The sequence below is a fragment of the Fibrobacter sp. genome, from assembly GCA_024398965.1.
GTDB lineage: Bacteria > Fibrobacterota > Fibrobacteria > Fibrobacterales > Fibrobacteraceae > Fibrobacter.
Genome location: JAKSIF010000008.1, coordinates 16,944 through 37,403 on the forward strand (window position 1 = coordinate 16,944; position 20,460 = coordinate 37,403).

At 50.7% G+C, this 20,460-nt stretch carries 18 protein-coding genes and 1 tRNA gene; 8 read left to right on the forward strand and 11 right to left on the reverse strand.

Annotated elements, in window-relative coordinates; translation table 11 throughout:
• Window positions 1-59 precede the first annotated feature (59 nt).
• Window positions 60-953: a putative 4-hydroxybenzoate polyprenyltransferase gene (ubiA, locus tag MJZ26_05400; protein MCQ2105209.1), complete on the forward strand. Its 894-nt coding sequence runs from the start codon at window positions 60-62 to the stop codon at window positions 951-953.
• Window positions 940-1,167, forward strand: a complete 228-nt coding sequence (locus MJZ26_05405) for a hypothetical protein (protein ID MCQ2105210.1) — start codon at window positions 940-942, stop codon at window positions 1,165-1,167. Before ubiA ends, MJZ26_05405 begins: the two co-directional genes overlap by 14 nt.
• Window positions 1,168-1,200: 33 nt before the next feature.
• On the opposite strand, the gene MJZ26_05410 is transcribed toward MJZ26_05405, so the two are convergent.
• From MJZ26_05410 to MJZ26_05425, 4 genes are all read right to left on the reverse strand, one after another.
• The gene (locus MJZ26_05410; GenBank protein MCQ2105211.1) at window positions 1,201-2,046 is read right to left on the reverse strand and encodes a biotin--[acetyl-CoA-carboxylase] ligase; all 846 of its coding nucleotides are present in this window, start codon (window positions 2,044-2,046) and stop codon (window positions 1,201-1,203) included.
• The gene (locus tag MJZ26_05415; protein ID MCQ2105212.1) at window positions 2,043-2,465 is read right to left on the reverse strand and encodes a hypothetical protein; all 423 of its coding nucleotides are present in this window, start codon (window positions 2,463-2,465) and stop codon (window positions 2,043-2,045) included. The genes MJZ26_05410 and MJZ26_05415 overlap by 4 nt, the downstream gene beginning before the upstream one ends.
• An 86-nt stretch (window positions 2,466-2,551) precedes the next feature.
• Window positions 2,552-3,559: a tRNA (adenosine(37)-N6)-threonylcarbamoyltransferase complex transferase subunit TsaD gene (tsaD, locus tag MJZ26_05420; GenBank protein MCQ2105213.1), complete on the reverse strand. Its 1,008-nt coding sequence runs from the start codon at window positions 3,557-3,559 to the stop codon at window positions 2,552-2,554.
• Window positions 3,556-4,551 (reverse strand): hypothetical protein, encoded by a 996-nt coding sequence (locus MJZ26_05425; GenBank protein MCQ2105214.1) that lies wholly within the window; start codon window positions 4,549-4,551, stop codon window positions 3,556-3,558. Before MJZ26_05425 ends, tsaD begins: the two co-directional genes overlap by 4 nt.
• A gap of 90 nt (window positions 4,552-4,641) precedes the next feature.
• On the opposite strand from MJZ26_05425, the gene MJZ26_05430 reads away from it, so the two are divergent.
• Genes MJZ26_05430 through MJZ26_05450 form a run of 5 tightly spaced genes read left to right on the forward strand, consistent with a single transcriptional unit; the run spans window position 4,642 to window position 10,206 of the window.
• The gene (locus MJZ26_05430; GenBank protein MCQ2105215.1) at window positions 4,642-5,484 is read left to right on the forward strand and encodes a permease-like cell division protein FtsX; all 843 of its coding nucleotides are present in this window, start codon (window positions 4,642-4,644) and stop codon (window positions 5,482-5,484) included.
• Window positions 5,485-5,487: 3 nt separating this feature from the next.
• Window positions 5,488-6,825 carry a peptidoglycan DD-metalloendopeptidase family protein gene (locus MJZ26_05435; protein MCQ2105216.1) on the forward strand — a complete coding sequence of 446 codons (1,338 nt, stop codon included), beginning with the start codon at window positions 5,488-5,490 and terminating at the stop codon, window positions 6,823-6,825.
• Window positions 6,822-7,946 carry an AAA family ATPase gene (locus MJZ26_05440; protein ID MCQ2105217.1) on the forward strand — a complete coding sequence of 375 codons (1,125 nt, stop codon included), beginning with the start codon at window positions 6,822-6,824 and terminating at the stop codon, window positions 7,944-7,946. The genes MJZ26_05435 and MJZ26_05440 overlap by 4 nt, the downstream gene beginning before the upstream one ends.
• Entirely contained in the window at window positions 7,946-9,694 is a 1,749-nt protein-coding gene (gene recJ, locus MJZ26_05445) for a single-stranded-DNA-specific exonuclease RecJ (protein ID MCQ2105218.1), read from the forward strand. Before MJZ26_05440 ends, recJ begins: the two co-directional genes overlap by 1 nt.
• A gap of 11 nt (window positions 9,695-9,705) precedes the next feature.
• Window positions 9,706-10,206, forward strand: a complete 501-nt coding sequence (locus MJZ26_05450) for a hypothetical protein (protein ID MCQ2105219.1) — start codon at window positions 9,706-9,708, stop codon at window positions 10,204-10,206.
• Here the strand turns inward: MJZ26_05450 and MJZ26_05455 are convergent.
• Both MJZ26_05455 and MJZ26_05460 read right to left on the reverse strand, forming a co-directional pair.
• On the reverse strand, window positions 10,184-10,612 hold the full coding sequence (locus tag MJZ26_05455; GenBank protein MCQ2105220.1) for a hypothetical protein: 429 nt from the start codon (window positions 10,610-10,612) through the stop codon (window positions 10,184-10,186). The genes MJZ26_05450 and MJZ26_05455 overlap by 23 nt on opposite strands.
• A 33-nt stretch (window positions 10,613-10,645) precedes the next feature.
• Window positions 10,646-10,728, reverse strand: a tRNA-Leu gene (locus tag MJZ26_05460).
• 126 nt (window positions 10,729-10,854) lie between these two features.
• Here MJZ26_05460 and MJZ26_05465 point away from each other — a divergent pair.
• Entirely contained in the window at window positions 10,855-12,423 is a 1,569-nt protein-coding gene (locus tag MJZ26_05465) for a biotin attachment protein (GenBank protein MCQ2105221.1), read from the forward strand.
• Window positions 12,424-12,569: 146 nt separating this feature from the next.
• Here MJZ26_05465 and MJZ26_05470 read toward each other — a convergent pair whose 3' ends face one another.
• The 5 genes from MJZ26_05470 to MJZ26_05490 form a co-directional block, all read right to left on the reverse strand.
• Window positions 12,570-13,373 (reverse strand): hypothetical protein, encoded by an 804-nt coding sequence (locus tag MJZ26_05470; protein ID MCQ2105222.1) that lies wholly within the window; start codon window positions 13,371-13,373, stop codon window positions 12,570-12,572.
• A gap of 86 nt (window positions 13,374-13,459) precedes the next feature.
• Window positions 13,460-15,979, reverse strand: coding sequence for a hypothetical protein (locus MJZ26_05475; GenBank protein ID MCQ2105223.1), 2,520 nt, complete (start codon window positions 15,977-15,979; stop codon window positions 13,460-13,462).
• Window positions 15,979-17,247, reverse strand: a complete 1,269-nt coding sequence (locus MJZ26_05480) for a hypothetical protein (protein ID MCQ2105224.1) — start codon at window positions 17,245-17,247, stop codon at window positions 15,979-15,981. The genes MJZ26_05475 and MJZ26_05480 overlap by 1 nt, the downstream gene beginning before the upstream one ends.
• A gap of 300 nt (window positions 17,248-17,547) precedes the next feature.
• Window positions 17,548-19,182, reverse strand: coding sequence for a 2,3-bisphosphoglycerate-independent phosphoglycerate mutase (gpmI, locus tag MJZ26_05485; GenBank protein ID MCQ2105225.1), 1,635 nt, complete (start codon window positions 19,180-19,182; stop codon window positions 17,548-17,550).
• 128 nt (window positions 19,183-19,310) lie between these two features.
• Window positions 19,311-20,327 carry a hypothetical protein gene (locus MJZ26_05490; GenBank protein ID MCQ2105226.1) on the reverse strand — a complete coding sequence of 339 codons (1,017 nt, stop codon included), beginning with the start codon at window positions 20,325-20,327 and terminating at the stop codon, window positions 19,311-19,313.
• Between the last annotated feature and the right edge of the window lie 133 nt (window positions 20,328-20,460).

Below are 20,460 nucleotides of genomic sequence, written 5' to 3' on the forward strand. Positions count from 1 at the left end.
ATTTCATCTTTCATCTTTCATCTTTCATCTTTCATCTTTCATATTCCATTTTACAAGTTATGCTTAAGAAGATTTTAGAATTTGGTCACTTGGTGCGATTGAGTCATTCTCTATTCGCCATGCCTTTTGCTTTGGGTTCCATGTGGGTGGCCGCCAACGGATTCCGTGATATGAGCTGGCAGGAAACGGCCCGCATTGTGGTGCTGATTGTCCTTTGCATGGTGACTGCCCGCAATAGCGCGATGAGCTTTAACCGCATTGCTGACGCGGACATTGACGCCAAGAACCCTCGTACCGCGAAAAGGCATTTGCCTGATGGTCGCCTTGACAAGAAATCAGTTGTTGCTTTTCTTGCTGTTAACGGAATTCTCTTTGTCTTGTTTGCGGCGTTGCTTCAGCCGTTGGCAGGTTTGCTCGCCTTACCTGTGTGGCTTTTGCTTCTGTCTTATTCCTACTGGAAACGCTTTAGCTGGCTTTGCCACTGGTTCCTGGGTTTTGCCATCGGGATGAGCCCTCTTGGCGCTTGGATTGCCATTCGCGGGGAATTCGCCTTGTTCCCGATTTTCCTGTTGGTGATTCTGATGCTCTGGATGGGTGGCTTTGACATTATCTACGCTACCCAGGATGAAGAAATTGACCGCCAGCTAGGGCTCTATTCAGTTCCTGCCCGCTTTGGTCGTAAGCGTTCTCTGCAGATCGCCTTCTGGAGTCATGTGGCAATGATTGCCTTGTGTGTTGCCTTTGGCCTTGTGTGGTCCATGGGCGTTGCCTGGTGGGCTGTTACCGCCTTGATGACGGCGGCAATCAGCTATATACACTTGTTTAGAAAGTCCGATGATCTAGATGCCATGAACAGGGATTTCTTCTTGGCCAATGTGGCTATCAGTGTCCTTGTCATGGTTGGACTTGTGGTTTGGATTCTCATGGGAGGTGATGTCAATGTCCTCTACTAACGGCCCTAAGAAATTTGATAACGAAGATAAGATCAAGATGTTTGAACGTCTTGGATCCATAGGCGCCATCTTTGCCCTGATTATCATCATGATGATTGAAAGTGGAAAGTTCCCTGCCTACCAGAGCCTGCTTGACATGGGACTTACCGCCATGATTGTTGTGCTGGCTGTAGCTCTTACAGGAAGTGTATTCTTCAAGACAAAGAGGAAGTAGGATTTTTTAGTTGCAGTTGATACTGCGCGAAATCTAGATTTCAAGGTCGGCGGAGTAGACGGTTTGAACGTCGCCGTCGTCGGTCTCGAAAAGAAGGCTTCCGTCGGGTTGCATGTCTAGGATGCGGCCCGATTTTTTTTGCACTCCTTCTCCGCCGTCGCGGTTCTGGTCGGTGCATTTTTTGCTGACGATGATGGTGCCGCGGGCGCCGATGAACTGATCCATCTTGCGCCAGGCCTGGACCCAGGGGGAGATGCCGAAAGCCTTGAACTGCCCGAGGGCTCGTTCTAGATTTCCGACGATGGCCTGCATCAGTCTTTCGCGATTGATTGGCTTGCCCGCGATGGCCTTCAGGGTAGTGACGGCGCGCCCGATGGAACTGTAGTCCGACGGGTCGCTGTTGACGTTGATTCCTATGCCGAGATTGAGTGCTGGCCTTGCGCCCGGCATGTACACGATTTCGGCCAATATGCCGCAGAACTTGCTTTTCCCGCAGAGGATGTCGTTGGGCCACTTGACGGTAACGCGGTCCTGCTGTGGAGTTGTATCGCCCTGCAGGTCCTTGAAGGTTTCGGCAAGAGTTAGGGCAACAACTTGGGTAATCTGGGGGGTGGTTGCCAGAGGGATACCTTCAAGCGGAACCAGGATGTTGAAGTAGAGGTTCCTGCCGGCAGGGGATGTCCAGGTTCGTTCATGACGGCCACGTCCGGCAAGCTGCTTGTCTGCAATGAAGAGGGCGCCCGGGGCGATTTCGCCTGCGGCTGCCATAAGTTTCATTTGGGTGTGGGTGCTTTCTATGGTCTCGAACAAGTGGGCGGGAGTGCCATTGAAATCCAGGATGTTCCACTGGCTGAAATTCTTTTCGGCGGAAAACATCATTCGTCTTTCTTCTGGTCTTCAATCATCTTCAGGGCTTCTTCCGGGAAGATGTTGAAGTATTCACGCTTGCGGTCTTCGAATAGCTGCAGAAGACGTTCCTGTTCGAACTGTTCGCGGTCGATGTTTTGCATGAAGAACTCGTCGCGGGCAAAGTCGCGGGTGGTCATGAGCTTCTTCATTTCTTCGGAAAGATCGACCTGGTCCCATAGAATGTAATAGGAGCCCACTATACCGTCGGCAAAGATGTCCACGTTCAAGGTGACTGCGTTGCTCTTGGAAGAGTCTGCCAGTTCCACTTTTGTTTCGCGCTTCTCAGGGCGGAATACGTCCACGTCGTTGACGGGCTTCGTCAAGTCCTGAGCCGTGGCGCTTATCGCAAGGGCGAAAATAGCGGATGTTAAACAGATTCTAGTCACCATAGGGATAATATAGTTTCAAATGGGAGCAAAAACAAATAGACGCAAAACTAAGTGAAAAATCCTACTACAAATTGCAATAGCCTGGGTTAGACATCCAGGGGCATCCAGGGCTTGACTACTTCAACAGAGGTAAGCTTGTTCTGCCTTGCCCTGCGGATGGCCGCTGCAGCAATCATGGCGCCGTTGTCGGTACTAAGACTGCGTTCTGGAATGCAGAATCGAATGCCGTGTTTACCGCAGTAGTCTTGCAGACGGGTGCGGAGCCAAGCGTTGGCGCTGACGCCACCACCGACCACCAGGGTTTTCATCTTTGTTTTTTTCAGGGCGTTGATTGTCTTTGTGACTAGACTGTCTACAATGGCGTCTTCAAGGGACGCACAGATGTCGCCCAGATTCTTTTGGATAAATTCAGGATCGTGGGTTTCCGTGTAGCGGAGTACAGCGGTCTTTAAGCCGCTGAAGGAAAACTCGCAATTGTCGTGGGAACGAAGCGCTCTGGGAAATTCTACGAATTTACGGTTGCCGTTGGCGCCAAGCTTGCTGATGGTTGCGCCTGCGGGGTATTTGAGCCCCAGAAGTTTACCACACTTGTCGAAGGCTTCGCCTGCGGCGTCGTCGCGGGTGCGTCCGATGCTTGTGTACTTGAAGCCGGGTTCTTCCAGAACCAGTTCCGTGTGGCCGCCGGAGACGGTAAGGGTCAGGAACGGCGGTTCGATGTCGGGATTGCTGAGCCAGGCCGCAGCAAGGTGCCCTTCCAGATGGTTCATTCCGTAGGCGGGAATTTGCAGATCTCGGGCCAGCCCCTTTGCAAAGCTTGCGCCAACAAGGAGCGGCCCCATTAGGCCAGGGCCTGTTGTATAGGCGATGGCGTCGATGTCTTCCATCTTGATGCCCGCTTCCTTGACGGCAGCCTCGGCGATGGGTGCGATTTTCTGCAGGTGCGCACGGGCGGCGATTTCAGGAACTACGCCGCCATAGAGGGCGTGTTCATCAATCTGACTATACAGCGGATTGGATAAAACCTTGAGAGGGTCGTCCTGCAGTACGGCGCAGGCGGTTTCGTCGCAGCTGGATTCAATGCCGAGCCAAATCATTCTTCTGTTTCCTCATTAGGAGCTTCGGGTTTTGTGACCTTCTGCTGCAATCTTACCTTTTCGGGCTTGACCTGGATTGCCTTGATTGCTTTCTCGCGGTTGATGCTTGCCGGTAGGCTCAGTTTCACTGTGGGCGGGAGGCTGTCTACGTCTTCGATGGCGAATCGGTTGTACTCAAGGACAAGATCGAGATCTGTTCTTTCTATGGAATCCAAGGTGGTTTCACCGCCGGTAATTTCGACAGAAACTGTGTTGGGAACAAGCGAGTATTTTTCCTTGTCGAACATGCCGATGAGGCTAACAGGAATGTTCTTGAATTCCTTGGTGCTCATCTTCTGGATGTTAACAGAAATCTTGATGGTGGAATCGCTTGGGGTTACGAAGGGCGGAAGAGTTGAGAAGTCCAGGGGGACATTGAATTCTTCGCTCTTGTAAAGAGAGTCAAAATATACAGAGTCTGTATGGATGTCGATGATTCTTGCCAATGCGTTTCGGGCTCCGGATACATTTAGTTCCTCCGGAGAAATCCTGGGCTCATCTGCAAGGAGGTATCCCTGGACTGCGTTAAACTGGGCGTTGGACTTTAAGGGAATGTTTCTGGTGATTCGAGTGTCAACGTCAATGTCAACAAAGAGCAACTGGTTTTCGGGCTCTACAAAGTTAATGTCGGGAAAACCTTGGGCAACAAAGTTCTTGCTGTCAAGATGGATTCTGGAAGAACCGAGCTCGATTTTTTGCAGATCGACAATCATGGAAATGATTCCAGGATTTTTATTGATCTGCTGCTGCATACGGATCAAGTCCCAGGAATGTCCTTCGACGGTAACCTGTATGGAGTGAGGAGGCTTGTTGGCGATGGCCATGTTTTCGGGTAGCTTGACATAGCTCAGGGGAACTTCCATTGTCAATTGGAAGTCTTTTTGTGAAATGACAAGAAACCAAAGGGCTATGCCAAAGATCAGTGCTGTTATCTTTAATAAGATGTTTCCCATAGTCGTCCCTTAAAGAACACTCTATAATTTAGTTATATTCTGCTTGTGTTCGGACAACTAGGCTATTTAATATCAGAATCTTTTAGAGGAATGAAGCAGCACCGTACGGTGATTCTGCCATCCCTTGTGACTATTTTCCTTTGTTCCCTTTTGCTGTCGGCATCTGTTTCCATTTTTGGAGGCGTGACCAAGGTACTTTCCGCAGAGAAGAACCTTTATGTGGTCGAAGCCTTTTTGCCGGAGACGGTAAGCTCAGACTCCCTTTCGGTAATCCACAAGCGCCTGGTTCATTTTAAGCACATCGAGTCGGTTTCCTTTGTTAGTGCGGATTCTGCCTTGGCAGACTTCAGGAACCATTTTTCTGGGGAAATGCTGGATCTTGTAGAGGGAAACCCTATTCCCCCGTTTTTTAGACTGACCCTGGATGAAACGAGCAGGAACCCGGCAGACCTGGTTGATGTAAAGAACGCCCTTGCCCGGGAACCTTTTTTTGAAGAAGTTCAGGCGCCGGTGGAATGGGTTGAAAAGATTGCCGCCTGGAAGTTCAAGATGCTTTTCTGGCCGATTTGTGTCAGCGTACTTTTGCTTGTGACCTTGTCACTGATTATCTGCAATTCTGTCAGGCTTTCTCTGATGTCTCGAAAGCTTCTGGTGGAGAACATGAAGTATGCCGGCGGAAGCCACTTCTTTATCCAGTTCCCCTTTGTGATGCAGGGCGTTATCCAGGGCCTTGTCGGCAGTGGTCTTGCTGTGGTTCTCATGTTCACCATTGTAAGGTCTGTGGCGGAGATGTTCCCTATTGTGGACGCCAATCTTGCTGGATTGGGGCTGATTCTTTTGTCCGTGGTCCTTCTGGTTACGGCTTTGTCTGCTTACTTTAGTTTCCGTACCGTTCGTGGATTCTTGACCATTAAGCGTAATGAGCAGGATTAGTTGATGCGCCTGTTTGTCTTGATTGTCTGCCTATTGGTTGGTATTGGTTTTGCTGCTCCCGCAAAAAACCAGGGGAAGGCTGCGGCAAAGCCCGTGGCTAAGGCAAGTACATCCAAGGCTAGTACAAACAAGTCGGCTACCAAGAAGACCGACGCACAGATTAACGAACAGAAAAACGCGCTTAAGAAACTGGAGTCAGATCTTGCGAAGAAAAGGCAAGAACTGGCCTTGCTGGAAAGCGAAGAAAAGGGCGTGCTGAACACATTGTCCCTTTTGGATCAGAATCTGAACCAGACTCGCACTTACATTCATGAGTTGGCCAAAAGTGAAGCGATGCTTGAAAGGGTCATAAATCAGTTGACCATGGATATAGACTCTTTGGACAATAAGATTGAACTCCGCAAGGAGGCCATGAAAAAGCGAATTAGAACTTTGTATGTAAATGGCCGTGCCAGTGAAGCCAAGGTTCTTTACAGCTTGCTAACCCAGAAGGGAAATCCGGAACGTCAGGTATACTGGGTTCATCACATCTTGTACAAGGATCAGGAAGAAATCGAAACCTTGCAGGCCTTGATCCAGGAACGTGACGAAAAGAAGCTGCAGGAAGAATCCCATCTTGAAGACTTGAAGGGCATGCGCTCGAAGAAGGCTGCCGAAGAGAAGGGACTGGTCTCCCAGATGTCGGGCCAGGAAAAGATGCTTAAGTCCCTGAAGAACGACCAGAACATGCAGCGTAGGGCTTTGCAGGAGTTTGAACAAAACCAGAAGACCATGCTTGCCTTGATCAAGAAGCTGGAAGAACGTCGCAAGAAAGAAATCGAGGCCGCCAAGAAGGCTGAAGCCGAACGCAAGGCTCGCGAAAAGGCGCAAAAGAGTAAGAAGGATTCCAAGAAGGAACCGCCGGCAAAGACAGTAACCAAGCCGAAGATTACCGTGGCAGAGTCGGTAAAGGGCCCCAAGTGTACTCCGCTCAAAGGTGAAATCATCAGTCAGTACGGTTTGCAGGAACATCCTGTGCTGCATATCATGACACGAAACTTGGGTGTGGAAATTAGAGGAAAACGTGGAGAAAAGATTCTTGCCGCTTCCGCAGGAACTGTGGTGATGGTATCCGAAATTGACGGCCGTGGCCCATCGGTGATTATCGAACATGCCGGTGGAACCTACTCCGTATATGGCCATATGAAGTCAATTAAGGTCCAGGAAGGCAATGAAGTGCGAAATTGCGAAGAAATTGGTGAGGTGGGTGACGTAGGCTCCTTAAATGGAATTAAATTGTATTTCCAAGTGAGTGAAGGAACACAGACCGTGGATCCTTTACAGTGGTTAAAGCAAAAATGATCGAATATACTTTAAATGGCCCAGTCTCCCAGGAACGTGCCCGCATCCGTTTGATGTCGGCGCTCCGCGAGAATCGATTCCCTCAGTCTATTTTGATTGACGGGCCTGCAGGTATTGGCAAGAAGGCTTTGGCCATGGAAATTTCCAAGGCGTTGCAGTGCACCAATCCCAATATGCGCCCCTGCGGTCATTGCTTTGGCTGCAAGATGGCTATGGATTCCGGTTCGACGACCGACTGGGTGATTCCTCTGGAAGCCAAGGAGGCCGATGCCAAGAGCGCCGACGAGGTGGCCGCCGGAAGTACAGCCAAGACCGTTGAAGACATCAAGCAGGAATACATCAAGAAGATCCAGGCGAATCCTTACAGCGTCGATCTTTTCAGCGTAGGATCCTTTATCTCTGTCGATTTGATCCGTAGCATGACAAATGGATTTGTCATGAAGGGCGACCGCGTTCGCGTTGTAATTATCGCCGAGGCGGACCGGATGAACGAAGCCGCCTCCAACGCCTTTCTCAAGACTCTTGAGGATGTTCCGCCCGATACCTACTTCATCTTGACCACCTCTTCCCGCGAAAAGATGTTGCAGACCATTCGCTCCCGCTGTTTGGCTTTGCACCTGCTGCCCCTGACAGACAAGGAAGTTCGTTCCGAGTGCCTTAGGGTGGGTGGCGAAGACTTTGATGAAAACTCCCTGACAGACGATGTGATTGGTCTTGCGGTAGGTTCTCCTGGTAAGGCCCTGTATTATGCCGATCATAGTGCGGAATGGACCCGTCTTGCTGTGGAGTTTGTGCGTCTTTCTCTGTTGCAGAACTACACCGAGTTGTTCTTCAAGTTAGACGAGGCTGCCCTGGACAAGGCATACGAAGCCAACCGATTCCTGGAAGTACTGTCCTACCTGATTGCGGACCTGCTTCGCCTGTATGGTGGTGCACCTCTGCGTCTTCCGGAATCCACTGCCAACGTTGGCATTGAGAATTTCCCCCGCGTAAATGCAACTGCGCTGGAACTGGCGCTTGTTACTGTTGAGGAGACGATAACCCGCATTGAAAGTCGTCGAATCGGCGCGATTATGGGTCTCCAGTCTCTGTCGCTTAAACTCTTTGACGGATTCAAGTAATGGTATTAAGCGAGCTGGATGAACGATTGGCAACCGCCATAGCGCAGAACCTCAAGGTCCCGCACCTTGTGGCCAGGTTCCTTGTATCCCGAGGAATCCGTACGGTTGCTGACGCCAGTCGCCTGCTTTGCTGTTCCAAGGAAGATATCCTGGATCCGTTCCTGATTATGGGCATGGAAGATGCCGTCAAGTGGATTCTCGATGTTCGTGAGAAGGGCGAGAAGGTCTTTATCTTTGGAGACTACGACCTTGACGGCATGACCGCCGTAACCCTTTTGACCAAGGCCTTCGAGGAAATTGGAATTCCCTCTGACTGGCGCCTGCCGAACCGATTTGGTGACGGGTACGGTCTGTCTATGTCCGCTGTTGATGAAATGTACGAAGCGGGTGCGCGCTACGTAGTTACGGTGGATACAGGCATTACCGCCAATGAAGAAATTGCACATGCCAAGGAACTGGGCATGGCTGTAATGGTGATTGACCATCATCAGCCTTCGGGTGTTGGACTGCCTGTGTGCGATGTCCTGCTTGACCCGCACCAGGAAGGGGATACCTATCCGAATCCGGAATTGTGCGGCTGTGGTGTCTCCTACAAGTTCCTGTGTGCACTGTATTCCCGCCTTGGACTTCCCGTGCCCGAGAAGTTCCTGGACCTTGTGGCCCTTGGTACCTTGGCTGATCTAGTGCAGATGACTCCGGAGAACCGAGTGTTTACCCGCACCGGATTGAAACTGCTTGAAAATAGTTGCTGGCCGGGCCTGCAGGAAATGTACTCCTCTTTGATGAAACCCCACAGTAGTGTTGGTGGCATTGATGTGATGTACAAGATTGCGCCGCTGCTGAACGCACCAGGAAGAATGGAACGTCCTGACCCGGCGTTAAAGGTTTTGCTTTGCCAGAACAAGGCGGAGGCGACTGCGCTTCTTTCTGAACTTAAGGACTGGAATACCCGCCGTAAGGAGAAGGAAGCTGAGATTACCAAGATGGCCATGGAACAGGTTGACATTGTCTATGGCGACAAGCTACCCAAGGTGATTGTGGTGGCTGGTGACGGTTGGCATGTAGGCGTTATCGGCATTGTCGCGGCAAAGCTTGCCCAGGAATTCCATCGCCCCTCGGCTGTACTTTCTGTCTGTGATGGTGTGGCCCACGCTAGCGCCCGTGCAGTGCCTGGCTTTAACTGGCACAAGGCCTTGTTTGAATCTCGCGATCTGTTTGACCGCTGGGGTGGACACGCCAATGCGGCGGGCTTCTCCCTGTTGGCCGACAAGGTTGACTTGTTGCGTGAACGCCTTGAAGCTTCCGCGGTAGAACAGAATTATACCGGCGAGGAAGAACTTGTCTCGGAAGCGTATCCCTACGATATCCAGGTTGCTCTCCATGAACTTGTTGTGGAGGCAAATCAGTATATGCCTGCCACTTCGCACCCGGAGGGTGCAAACGTTCCGCAGTTTGCGGCAGTGCTAGATTATCTGGATTTGCTGGAACCCTTTGGCGGAAACTTCCCCTACCCGGTATTCCGTGCAGATAACATCCGAGTTCATCGCTTGAGAGAACTGAAGGGCGGACATCTGCAGATGGATATTTCCCAGGCGGGAAGCCGTATCTTCCCTGCAATCGCGTTCGGCCTCCGAAAGAGCAAGGCTCTACTGGGAAAGTCCAAGCCTATATCGGTCGTATTTGAACCGACCTGGAATTATTTCAATGATCGCAAGTCGCTGCAACTTTGCATCAAGGCTATTGAGTAGTTGTCGTTTCCATGCTTAAGCGTAATTTCCTGCTGATCCTTTTGGTGGGTTCTTTTGTTGCCCTGCTGGCGATTCCCTTTTCCGTCAAGACCTCGAAGGTGCTTCCGCCTTCCATAGAGCCTGTGTCCGAGGAAAACGTCCAGTCTTTTACGGGGCGAATGGTGATGCCTTCGCTAGATGATTTTTACGTGTTGGAAAACTCCGCAGGCCGCGATCTTGCTCAGCTTGAAAAATATCTCCAGGGTCGTGCGGCCGGTCTCCACTGGCTTGCCTCGGAACATTTCAAGAAACAGAAAAAGAGCAAGAACAAGTCTGACGTGTATATGGGCTTGAAACTCACCCTGGACTCTCTGGGTCGTTTCGTCAATCCGGAGGTCTTGTTCAGCAATTCCGATAGCCAGGAACTAAAAAGCCTGGTGTGCGAACACATCCAGGCTTATTGGCGTTACCCCCGCAGTGCAAAGGGTAAGCTCGAAGTTTTTGTTCCGATTATTTGGACTTCAAAATATTAAGGAGCATTTCGGAGCGCTTCTCGATAAGGATGAAGGCTTCGAACATGCGGGCTTCGCGCCACTTGATTAGGTACTTGGCGCGCCATTCGTCTGCAACTTCCTCAGCCTCTTCGTGCTTCTCTTCGTTGCGGTACCATTCTTCCTTTTTGATTTCCTTGATCATGTCGCCCATTTCAGCGGCAGGCTGCAAGGAACCCTTGCAAAGGAGCAGGGCGCGGAGATTGTCAAGCAAAATTTCGTCTGTGGGGTTTTCTGCGTCGTCGCGTGCACAGTCCCAGATTTCGCCACGGTGGCGTTCGGTCCAGCCAATGAGGTGCTTTTCCGTTTTCTGCAGCTCGCCCTTGGCCAGCTTGTCTTCGACGGCTTCACGAGGGTAGTAAATGCTGTTCGGATAGAATTCGATCATAGGATACCTGACTTTTGCCTGAGTAGCCGTTAGTGCCCGGGGCGGGACTTGAACCCGCACGAAGTTGCCTTCAAGGGATTTTAAGTCCCCAGTGTCTACCATTCCACCACCCGGGCATCGGGCGTGGCCATAATATACAAAAAACCATAGGTTGTTTAAATCCATTTACCCTTTATTTTTATATATTCTTCACGTATTTTAAGGAACATTAATACACGGGGTTTTACCCCATAGGATGACACATGAAAAAGATCAAATTCCAGGATACCTCCTTCCGTGATGGTTTCCAGTCTATTTTCGGTGCCCGCGTGTTCGCTAAGGACTTTATGCCGGCTGTTGAAGCAGCTTGCCACGCAGGTATCACCCACTTTGAAGCAGGTGGCGGCGCCCGTTTCCAGGCCCTCTACCAGAACTGCGGCGAAGACGCATTCGACATGATGGACGAATTCCGCCGCGTTGTTGGCCCCAAGGCTCGTCTGCAGACCCTGGCCCGCGGTATTAACGTGGTGGCTCTGGCTCCCCAGCCCCGCGACATGATCAAGCTCCACGCTGACATGTTCAAGAAGCACGGCATGACCCGTATCCGTAACTTCGACGCTCTGAACGACGTGAACAACCTGATCTACTCCGGTAAGTGCATTACCGACGCCGGTCTGGAACACGAAGTCGTCGTTACCATGATGGAACTTCCTCCGGGATGCTCTGGTGCACACGACCCCGAATTCTACGAACGCATCCTCAAGAACATTCTTGACGCAGGTGTTCCCTTCGCATCCGTTTGCTTCAAGGACGCATCCGGTACCGCAAATCCCCGCAAGGTTTTCGAAACCTTCAAGCGCGCTCGTAAGCTTCTCGGCGACGACGTTGAACTGCGCATCCACAGCCATGATACCTGCGGTACTGGTGTGGCTCAGTACACCGCCGCTATCGAAGGTGGCGCTGATGGCGTTGACCTGGCTCGCAAGCCCCTTTCTGGTGGTACTTCCCAGCCGGACCTCTTCTCCATGTTCCACGCTCTCAAGGGCACCGACTACAAGCTGGCTCTCGGCGAAGACGGTATCGTAGACGATCACATCAAGGAATTGATGGACGCCAACAACGTTGCAGTTGAATGCCTCAAGGACTACAACTTCCCGCCCGAAGCTCGTCAGATCTCTCCGGACGTGATCTTCAGCCCCATGCCGGGTGGCGCACTTACCGCCAACACCCTCATGATGCGCGAAACCAAGACCTTCCACCTGTACGACAAGGTGATCAAGAACATGAGCGAATGCGTGGCTCGCGGTGGCTTTGCCTCTTCCGTGACCCCGGTTTCCCAGTTCTACTTCCAGCAGGCCTACATGAACACCATCAACGAAAACGCTGGTCGTGATCGTTGGTTCAAGATGACCGAAGGCTACGGCAAGATGCTCCTGGGCTACCAGGGCAAGACCCCGTGCGAACCGGATCCTGAACTGGTGAAGATCGCAGCAGACCAGTTCAAGATGGAACCGTTCTCTGTGGCTCATCCGGGCGTTCAGTGCGCAGAAGAAATTCTGGAACCGGGTATTCCGGCTGCAAAGAAGCAGCTTGAAGAAAACGGTCTTCCGGTTAACGATGAAAACATCTTCATCGTCGGCTGCTTGCAGACCAAGGCTGGCAACAAGGGTATCGAATTCCTCAAGGGTAACCGTCACATTGGCGTTCCCAAGAAGGACCCGAATGCAGCTCCTGCAGTAGACACCAAGAACATGAAGGCTGGTCAGGCTTCTACTTACCGTATCGCCCTCGGCAACCAGAGCTGGGACGTTCAGGTAAGCACCCTGAAGTAATGTCATCCTGGAGTGCCGTAGGCACGATAGGAACCATGAACAAAGAAACCCTGTGGATCAAACCGCAGGGTTTCTTTTTTGTAGAAAAAGGAAGTGCCACGGATTAACCGCGGCACTGTTTAAATTAATGAGGGAATGTCCGCAGACTAGAATACGAACTGTTTTCCGACAAAAGCCGTGAAGGACATTAGGTTGCCTTCAGATACACCGCCAAAGAACCCAGTAGGATGCGTGTAGGTGTATTTCATGGAGTGTGTCCAGTCATCGGCGGCGCCCTTGAATAACAGGCTGTATTCCACAACAAACTGGCCGTATTCACCGTGGCGACCGAAATGGCTGCCGATCCATGCGGATGCGGTAGGCGCGTATCCGCTGGACCCGTCGACGTCATTCACGATGTTCTGCTGATCCAGTTCGTCGCGCATGTCGTCGTAATCACCGCCGCCCTGGTAAAGCTGGATGCCACCGGCGGCGCCGACAATCAAGAAGGGGCCGGCATTGAAATCCAGTCCTGCCAGAATGCGTTCCTGCAGATTCCAGAATCCGTAATCGTCCTTGCCTTCCTCGGTCTTGAGCCAATTGGAGTAATCGGATTTTTCACGGGAAGATTCGCAATTGCTGTCGGTGCAAGCAAAGTTTAGCTTGCCGCCAAATGCACCTGCGGATCCGTTGATAAACAGGGGCGAGGCAAAGCCACCTAGACGATAGGTGACAGATAAGTTTCCGCCCCCTGCGTCTACGGATTTTACGTTGTCGGATTTTTGGGTATGCCCCCAGAAACCGCTTGCTGCAAGGTCGATTTGCTGATCGTTATTGCTGGCGTCAGCTCGGTGCTGCAAAGGAGCAGGCATTAGAGTTGCTCCCATGGAATGGGCGGTTGGCTGCAAACAGCCGGTAAGCGCTGCAGATATTCCCAGGAGAGGAATCACGTATTTGATTTTCTTGGACATTCCTTGTCCTCCTAATATGCAGCAGAAAACTCCCATAATCTTGACTGCATACTAAAGTTAAATTATCCTGATATTTTTTACAATGTCTATTCAAGCATTATGTCATGAATAATGCACCGTTCATCGGGTTTTTGACCTTGTATGGATAAACGGCTTGTAAGCATTGCATTTCCTTGAATGAAGTTGGGGCTGACAATGTCGGCAATAGGAATCGTCTTGCTAAGGAAGTTTCCCTTTGCGGTTCCGTTTCTCAACAGGGCGATTCCTCTGCTATAGCTGCCAAAATAGATGCCCGTGTTTTCACAGGTGCCTGGCCAGAAGGTTACCTTGAGATTCTTGTAGGAACCTGCGTTTGCGAATTCACCAAAGTCTATGAAACCACCGGCTCCGTAGTTGGCAAACTTGATGCTTAAACCTCTTCCCAATGCGTCCGAGTAATTGCTGAAAATCGCAGACTGTGTCCAGGTGACAAAATCGTAGCGGCTGCTTGGATATAGATTGCTTTCCACTTTATTGTACTGTTCTTTAGCGAAAGCCTTCTTGACAAGTCGCGGCTTGGACAAGGTTACGTTGGCTCCGTCGGAATTCATTACAAGTCGGAACCATCGGTAGAATCGCAGCATGTCATCTGTGCTAGGCATGCTCCATTGGATGGTGTGCTTCTTTCCGTCAACAGGTACGTCAATTTCCTTCATCTGGAATTGGCCGGATTCGGACTTTGATTTAAAGAGGAGTAATTCTGCCTTGAACCAGCTGCCCTTGGAATTATTGACGGTAATGTCTATTTCAAAGTCGCTGTTTGCAGGGATTTGCGTTCCGTTATCATAGGTGGCAACCTTGTGCCATCCCGCGGGAACATCAAAAGTGACACTGCTTGTTTTTTCTGTTGCCTTCTTGTTGTAATCGTAGCGGGCATAGGCCAGGTTCCTTGTATTTTTCAGCCCGCTATTTTTGATGACGTCTGGCATGCTGCCTATATCCATGCAGTTCACATTGGGTGCAAAGACTCCGTTAAGGTACTCGTTGCGGAAAGCCTTCGCAGAAGCGTTGTAATCGTAGTGCGAGACTTCGCAAAGAACTCTCCACATGTCTACCTGCATTCCTCGAAGAACAGTTGTGTCTATATGTCCCTTTTCGTCGACAGGCATTTCGATGTGACGGCCACTGATGGACTCGCTATAGCGGGGATGCGTCGGGTCCACGGCGTAAACGGCGTTGGCGGAACTACGTGTTCCCGGGCTGGCGAATGGAAACCCTGAGGCGGATTGAGTAAATGCACAATTATCCTTGATGGAAAGGGCTCCATTGCATTTAAGATCCATGGCGCTAGTGGTGGGAATAAAGGTACTGCTCTTCTGGTATAGGGAATCCTTATCCCAGCTGGTTGAGATGGAAATGTCCGCTGTCATGCCCAGTGCGGAGAAGAGTTCAATCTTCATGTTGTTGGGCATTTCTTCGTAGAAGCCTTCCTTGAGACTTTCGTACAAAGTCTGCGCGAAGGGATAGGTGCTACCTTGTACGAAATCAAAAGGTGTAGAGTTGCTGAGCTGCTCACGAACATCGTCTTTGATTTTCTGGTACATTCTATTGTAGACGAATTCATCCTTGTCGCTATTGGAATTGCTGAGGTAGCTTTCGGCTCGACCCATCACCATGCCAAACTTTGTTGCCTTGCGGTTTAGCTCAAAGTACTTGCGTGAATGGGAGGGCGACTTGCCCTTGAATTGTCCCTGGGAAATCAGGACGGAGGGAAATCCCTTGTACTCGGCAGCTTTTCGATACTCCCCGAACAGGAACCTGCTTTCATCTGTATTAATCACGTACTTGTGAGCGCAACGGGACTGACCGCAGCTGGGATTCACATTGTGCAAAAGAAGACCGCTGGCGCCTGGGGCGTGGATCATGTCTCGGAATGCCTCTGCCGCAGCGGATCCACCTGCAGTTGCCCAAAAGTTGATTGTGTAAAGAAGGCTTTGGGGCATAACGGCTCCCTGGTGTGGGGAATCCATTGAGGCGTAGAGTCGAACCGGCGCATCGGAGGAATTTCTGCTGGTGTCATAAAGATAGGCTCCGTAACGTCCAAGAATTCCTCCTTGACTGATGCCAAGGATGATCATGCCGTCTTCAGATTTGTCCTTGAATTCAAAGAACTTGTTCTTGTTGAAGAATTTTAGCAGCTGCGCAAAGTAGCTTGCGTTCACGTCGAGGGATTGCCTTACGGTGGCATCGAACTGGACCAGAATGGGCGTGTATCCAAGTTCCAGAAGGACGTCTGAAATACCGAATTGAATGACTTCAGACTCGAATTCGTTTAGCGTCCTTACTCCATCGGTGCTTAGGTAAATTCCATCCAGTATAAAGAACGGTCTCTTAACGTCGAATCCCCAAGGTGAGCGGGAACTTTTGGGCGGATCGATGAGACGGGTCCTAATGTGGTTGGTTAACATGGACGGACATCGGAATCCGTTTGCGTCGGTCTTGCCCCTTACCAAGTTCTGACTGGCGCAAAGATATTCGCCGATCTTTGTAAAGTATACGTCGTAGTTGTTTGCAAAAGCCGCTGTCGCCAAAGAAATAAGGCACAGTAATTTTTTTAGCAATTTCATTACTTAACCTCCACAAAAAGATTTTGGTTGACTGTTAATCCGCCTTCTGTTAATCGTATCTGTAATTTTTGAATGCCTGCAGATTCAAACTCGATATCGAGTTTTGTGTTAGGCTCGAGAACCTTCCAGGTTCGGTCTGTAAATATTTCCACAACGGGAAGATTTTTTCTGTTGGTAGAAACAAAATAAGGGTCGTAATGGATTGTGATGATGGAGCCGCTTACAGATGCGGTCGGAAGACTCGCCTGCAGCAGCCTGGAATTCTGAATGCTCGTACTGGAACAGGAACTGTCCCTGCATGCTCTGTAACCATAGTCAACGTTTCCGATAAGAATCGGCATGGCCTGGTTTCCTGTTGCTGCCGCATATGTTTCGGCCTCATAGAAAAGCCCCTTGGGATTTGCGATAACGCTGTCGCGGAGGCGGTTTCGATCCATGAAGTACATGTTTCTAAACCATCTGTCTCTAGACTGTTTGGGCGTTACAGATGTTGCCTTGGCATGACGGATGATCTGCTGATGTTCCTGTTCGCTGACAACGATTTGCTGACTAGTGGAATCTGCGATTCTTCTTCGTTCCTCCTGTGTATAGGCAGGAGACGTTTCCGGTGCGGGTTCATCTAGGAATTTTCCTGGACGTTTGGGATTAGATGGCTGCAAATTGTCGTAGATATACTCGGGGGAGGTTTCAGTTACGGCATCGGTTGCGGCCAGTTCATTATTGCGGTTGCTTGCGCAGCTAAGGGCAATGTCGTCCAGGAACAAGGTCGTGTACTGGTAGGAGGGAACGTCGAAAATCCCGAAGCCAATCTTGTTTACTAGAACGTTCTTGTTGCCGATCAAGTTTGCGATGGATACATTGATGGCTGTTGTCGTATTTGCTTCTACGTTTTGGAACGAGATGGGACTAGTTCCAAAATCTCCGTAGAGCCAAACGCCAAATTTTCCTTTTTGCGTGGAACGAACTTTCAAAGAGAGTGTTCCGCCTTGAATGCTTGTCGGCAGAGTCTGAAAGGATAGAGTTCCTGTCCAGTCGCCTTGAGTCTGCTTCATGCCGGAAAGTCTGATGTAAGGCGGCTGCATACCGTCCATCTCGCCCCAGTTGGCGCTCCATTCCGGCGGTTCCGGGAATGTGTTGCCTGCGGTTTCCATTTTTCCAGATTCGCTGCCGTTCTTATACAGCGAAAGTTCTTGACAATCCTGTGCAAAACTTGAAAGAGACAATACGGTCCCTATCAAGGCTGCGCACCTTGACATCCTATTGTTCATAGGACCTCCAATTAGAATGATGTTGATGTATCAAAAACGCTAACGTTCGTTAGCAAAGTCGCATATAAAAACAGGGACTAAATAAAAATGCACTTCCGCTATTCACGGCAAGTGCATCTAAAAACTTAATCTCTGCGAACAAAGTTATATAAAGGTATTTCCTTTGTAAAGGGATTGAACAGAAATTTGAGAAAATTTTTGAAAGAAAAAAGGATTAGAAGCCTGCAAAAAAGGATGCCTCAGTGGCATCCTTTTTGGATTCTATCGGATGCAGCGCATCCTCCAGAATGACGAATGTCGTTACTTGACGATCAACATAGAATCATCCCAGGCTTCGTGCTTTTCAAAGCCCATGAGGTTAGCAGTGGTTGCTGCCAAGTTGGACAGACCCCAGTTGCCTTCCTTAAGACCAAGCTTGCCGCCGGTAACGTTATCGTACAGGATGCAGGGAACCTTGTTCAAGGTGTGGCTGGTCTTTGCCTTGAAGGAACCATCCTTGTTCACCTTGGGCATGCCGGTCTTCTTGTCGATTTCGTACATTTCGTCGGCGTTACCGTGGTCAGCGGTAATGAGAGCAACACCGCCGGCTGCGTCAATCACCGGGAGGAGACGGGCGAGGCCGATGTCCACAGCTTCGATAGCCATGGTAGCAGCACGGAAGGAACCAGTGTGGCCCACCATGTCGCCGTTGGGGTAGTTGCAGCGCAGCGTCTGGTACTTGCCGCTCTTGATTGCTTCGATCATAGCGTCGGTCACTTCTGCAGCCTTCATCCAGGGGCGCTGTTCGAACGGAACGACGTCGGATTCGATTTCGAGATAAGTTTCGCCGTCGAACTTGCTGGAACGGTTACCATTCCAGAAGTAAGTCACGTGACCGTACTTCTGAGTTTCAGAGCAAGCGAACTGCTTAACGCCAGTTTCTGCGAACCATTCGCCAGAGGTTTCCTTGATTGCCGGAGGAGGAACCAGGAAGCGGTTGGGGAGCTTCAGGTCGCCATCGTACTGGAGCATGCCGGCGTAGCAAACCTTGGGGAAGCGGACGCGGTCAAATTCATTGAAGGATTCTTCTTCGAAGGCGCGGGTGATTTCGATAGCGCGGTCGCCACGGAAGTTGAAGAACACCACGGAGTCGCCGTCGTTGATGGTGCCAACAGGCTGGCCGTTAGCAGCGATTACGAACGGAGGAAGATCCTGGTCGATTGCCTTGGTTTCGCCGCGGAGGGTCTCGATAGCTTCGGTAGCAGAAGCGAACATGCGGCCTTCGCCCAGAACGTGGGTCTTCCAGCCAAGTTCAACCATCTTCCAGTTGGCGTTGTAACGGTCCATGGTGATCTGCATACGGCCACCGCCAGAAGCGATGCAAACGTCGAATTCCGGAGAGCGGAGTTCTGCGAGGAACTGTTCGAACGGGCCGACATAATCGAGAGCGGAGGTTTCAGGAACGTCACGGCCATCCAGGAGGATGTGAACGCGAACGGTCTTTACGGATTCCTTCTTGGCCTGGGCCACCATGGCCTTCAGGTGAGAAATGTTAGAGTGAACGTTACCGTCGGAGAAGAGGCCGATGAAGTGAAGAACGGAGTTCTTTTCACGAACGTTGGCGGAGATTTCCTTCCATGCGTCGCGGCCGAAGATGTCGCCGGAAACGATAGCGTCCTGAACGAGGGCTGCACCCTGGTTGTAAACCTGGCCAGCACCGATAGCGTTATGACCGACTTCGGAGTTACCCATGTCTTCGTTGGTGGGCATACCCACGGCGCGGCCGTGAGCGTTCAGAAGAACGTTGGGGTACTTGGCGAACAAGGCGTCCAGAGTGGGCTTACGAGCAGCGGCAATAGCGTTGCCCTGTTCGTTGGGGTTGAAACCATAACCGTCCATCACGATAGTGACAACGGGACCCTTGATACCAGGGAAGTTGGAAAGCTTCTTAAGCATAGTTTACTCCAGTTATGCCCGGACCTTCCGGGCGTGTTAAATTACGGATTAAAAATAGAAAATTGTATGTATAAAAAAGGCCTCCCGCCTAAGCGAGAAGCCTTTTAAAAGGTTAATTCAGCTAGGAATTACTTGGCCTTGTAGACCTTGAGGACCAGGGTGTAGTCCTTGTTGTTGCCTTCCTGGTAGCTGTCAACACCGAATGCGTAGAAACCTGCACCGGTGGTGGCGTCAAAGGCTGCAGTCTTTGCAACATAGATCTGAGAGCTGTTGGAGATGATGTTTTCGAGGGTGGTACCTTCGATTGCCTTGTAAAGGAAGTCGCTCATGTAGGCGGTACGCTGTTCCACTTCTTCGGGCCAAATGCCAACTTCGTAGAAGCTGTTGGCGAGAATGGGGGAGAACAAGGTTCCGTTACCGCTGGAAATGGTGATTTCGCCACCGGCAGCCTTGGAAACGATAAGGTCGCTAGTCAGGTCAGCACTTGCAACGCCAGTAGCAAAGTTCAGGCCCGGAGCCAGGTTGGTAGAAACGGTTGCGGTGTAGGGAACCATTTCCACTTCTGCCTTGACAACAGGTTCGGTCGGGGTCGGATCAACGGTCTTGCAATAAGAATCCGGACGGCTGAAAGCAATCTGGTCGGAAGAAACGAAATCCTTGGTGCCGTCATTTGCCTTTACGGTTACGACCAGGTTGAAGTCACCACATTCAGTGAAGTTGGGGTCGGTCAGGCTGACGGAAACGCCCATTTCGTTCAGGTTCATGCGGGTGACGTTGCTGGTTTCGAAAGAAGGCGGAATGGTGATTGCAACGTTTGCAGTAGACGGCTTAAGAGAGCCTGCTTCAACACGACCAACCTGGAAGGTGATCTCGGTGAACTTGACGTTATCCAGGTTCTGCTGGGTGGTGGTATCATAAAGATCCAGGGCGACAGAGCCAAGGAACTTCACCATGGAGCCGGCGTCAACCTTGCTCATGTTGGTAAAGATGATGTTTGCGTCCTTCTGGGTCGGGACAACGATTTCACCCGGATTATCTTGATTGCTGGGACCGCTGCTGGAGTCGTCACCGCATGCAACGAGGCCGAATGCGCCCATGGAGATTACAGAGCCCATCAAAAGGGTCTTTGCGAACTTGAAATTCATAGTGTAGTCCTCTCTAAATGTTTTTGCCAAATGAAAATAAACAAAAAAGGGGCAAAAAGGACGCCTAGGTATGGTAAAAATCAATAAATAGTGATGAAAATAGGGAAAAACACGCAAAAAAGCCACTTTGGGG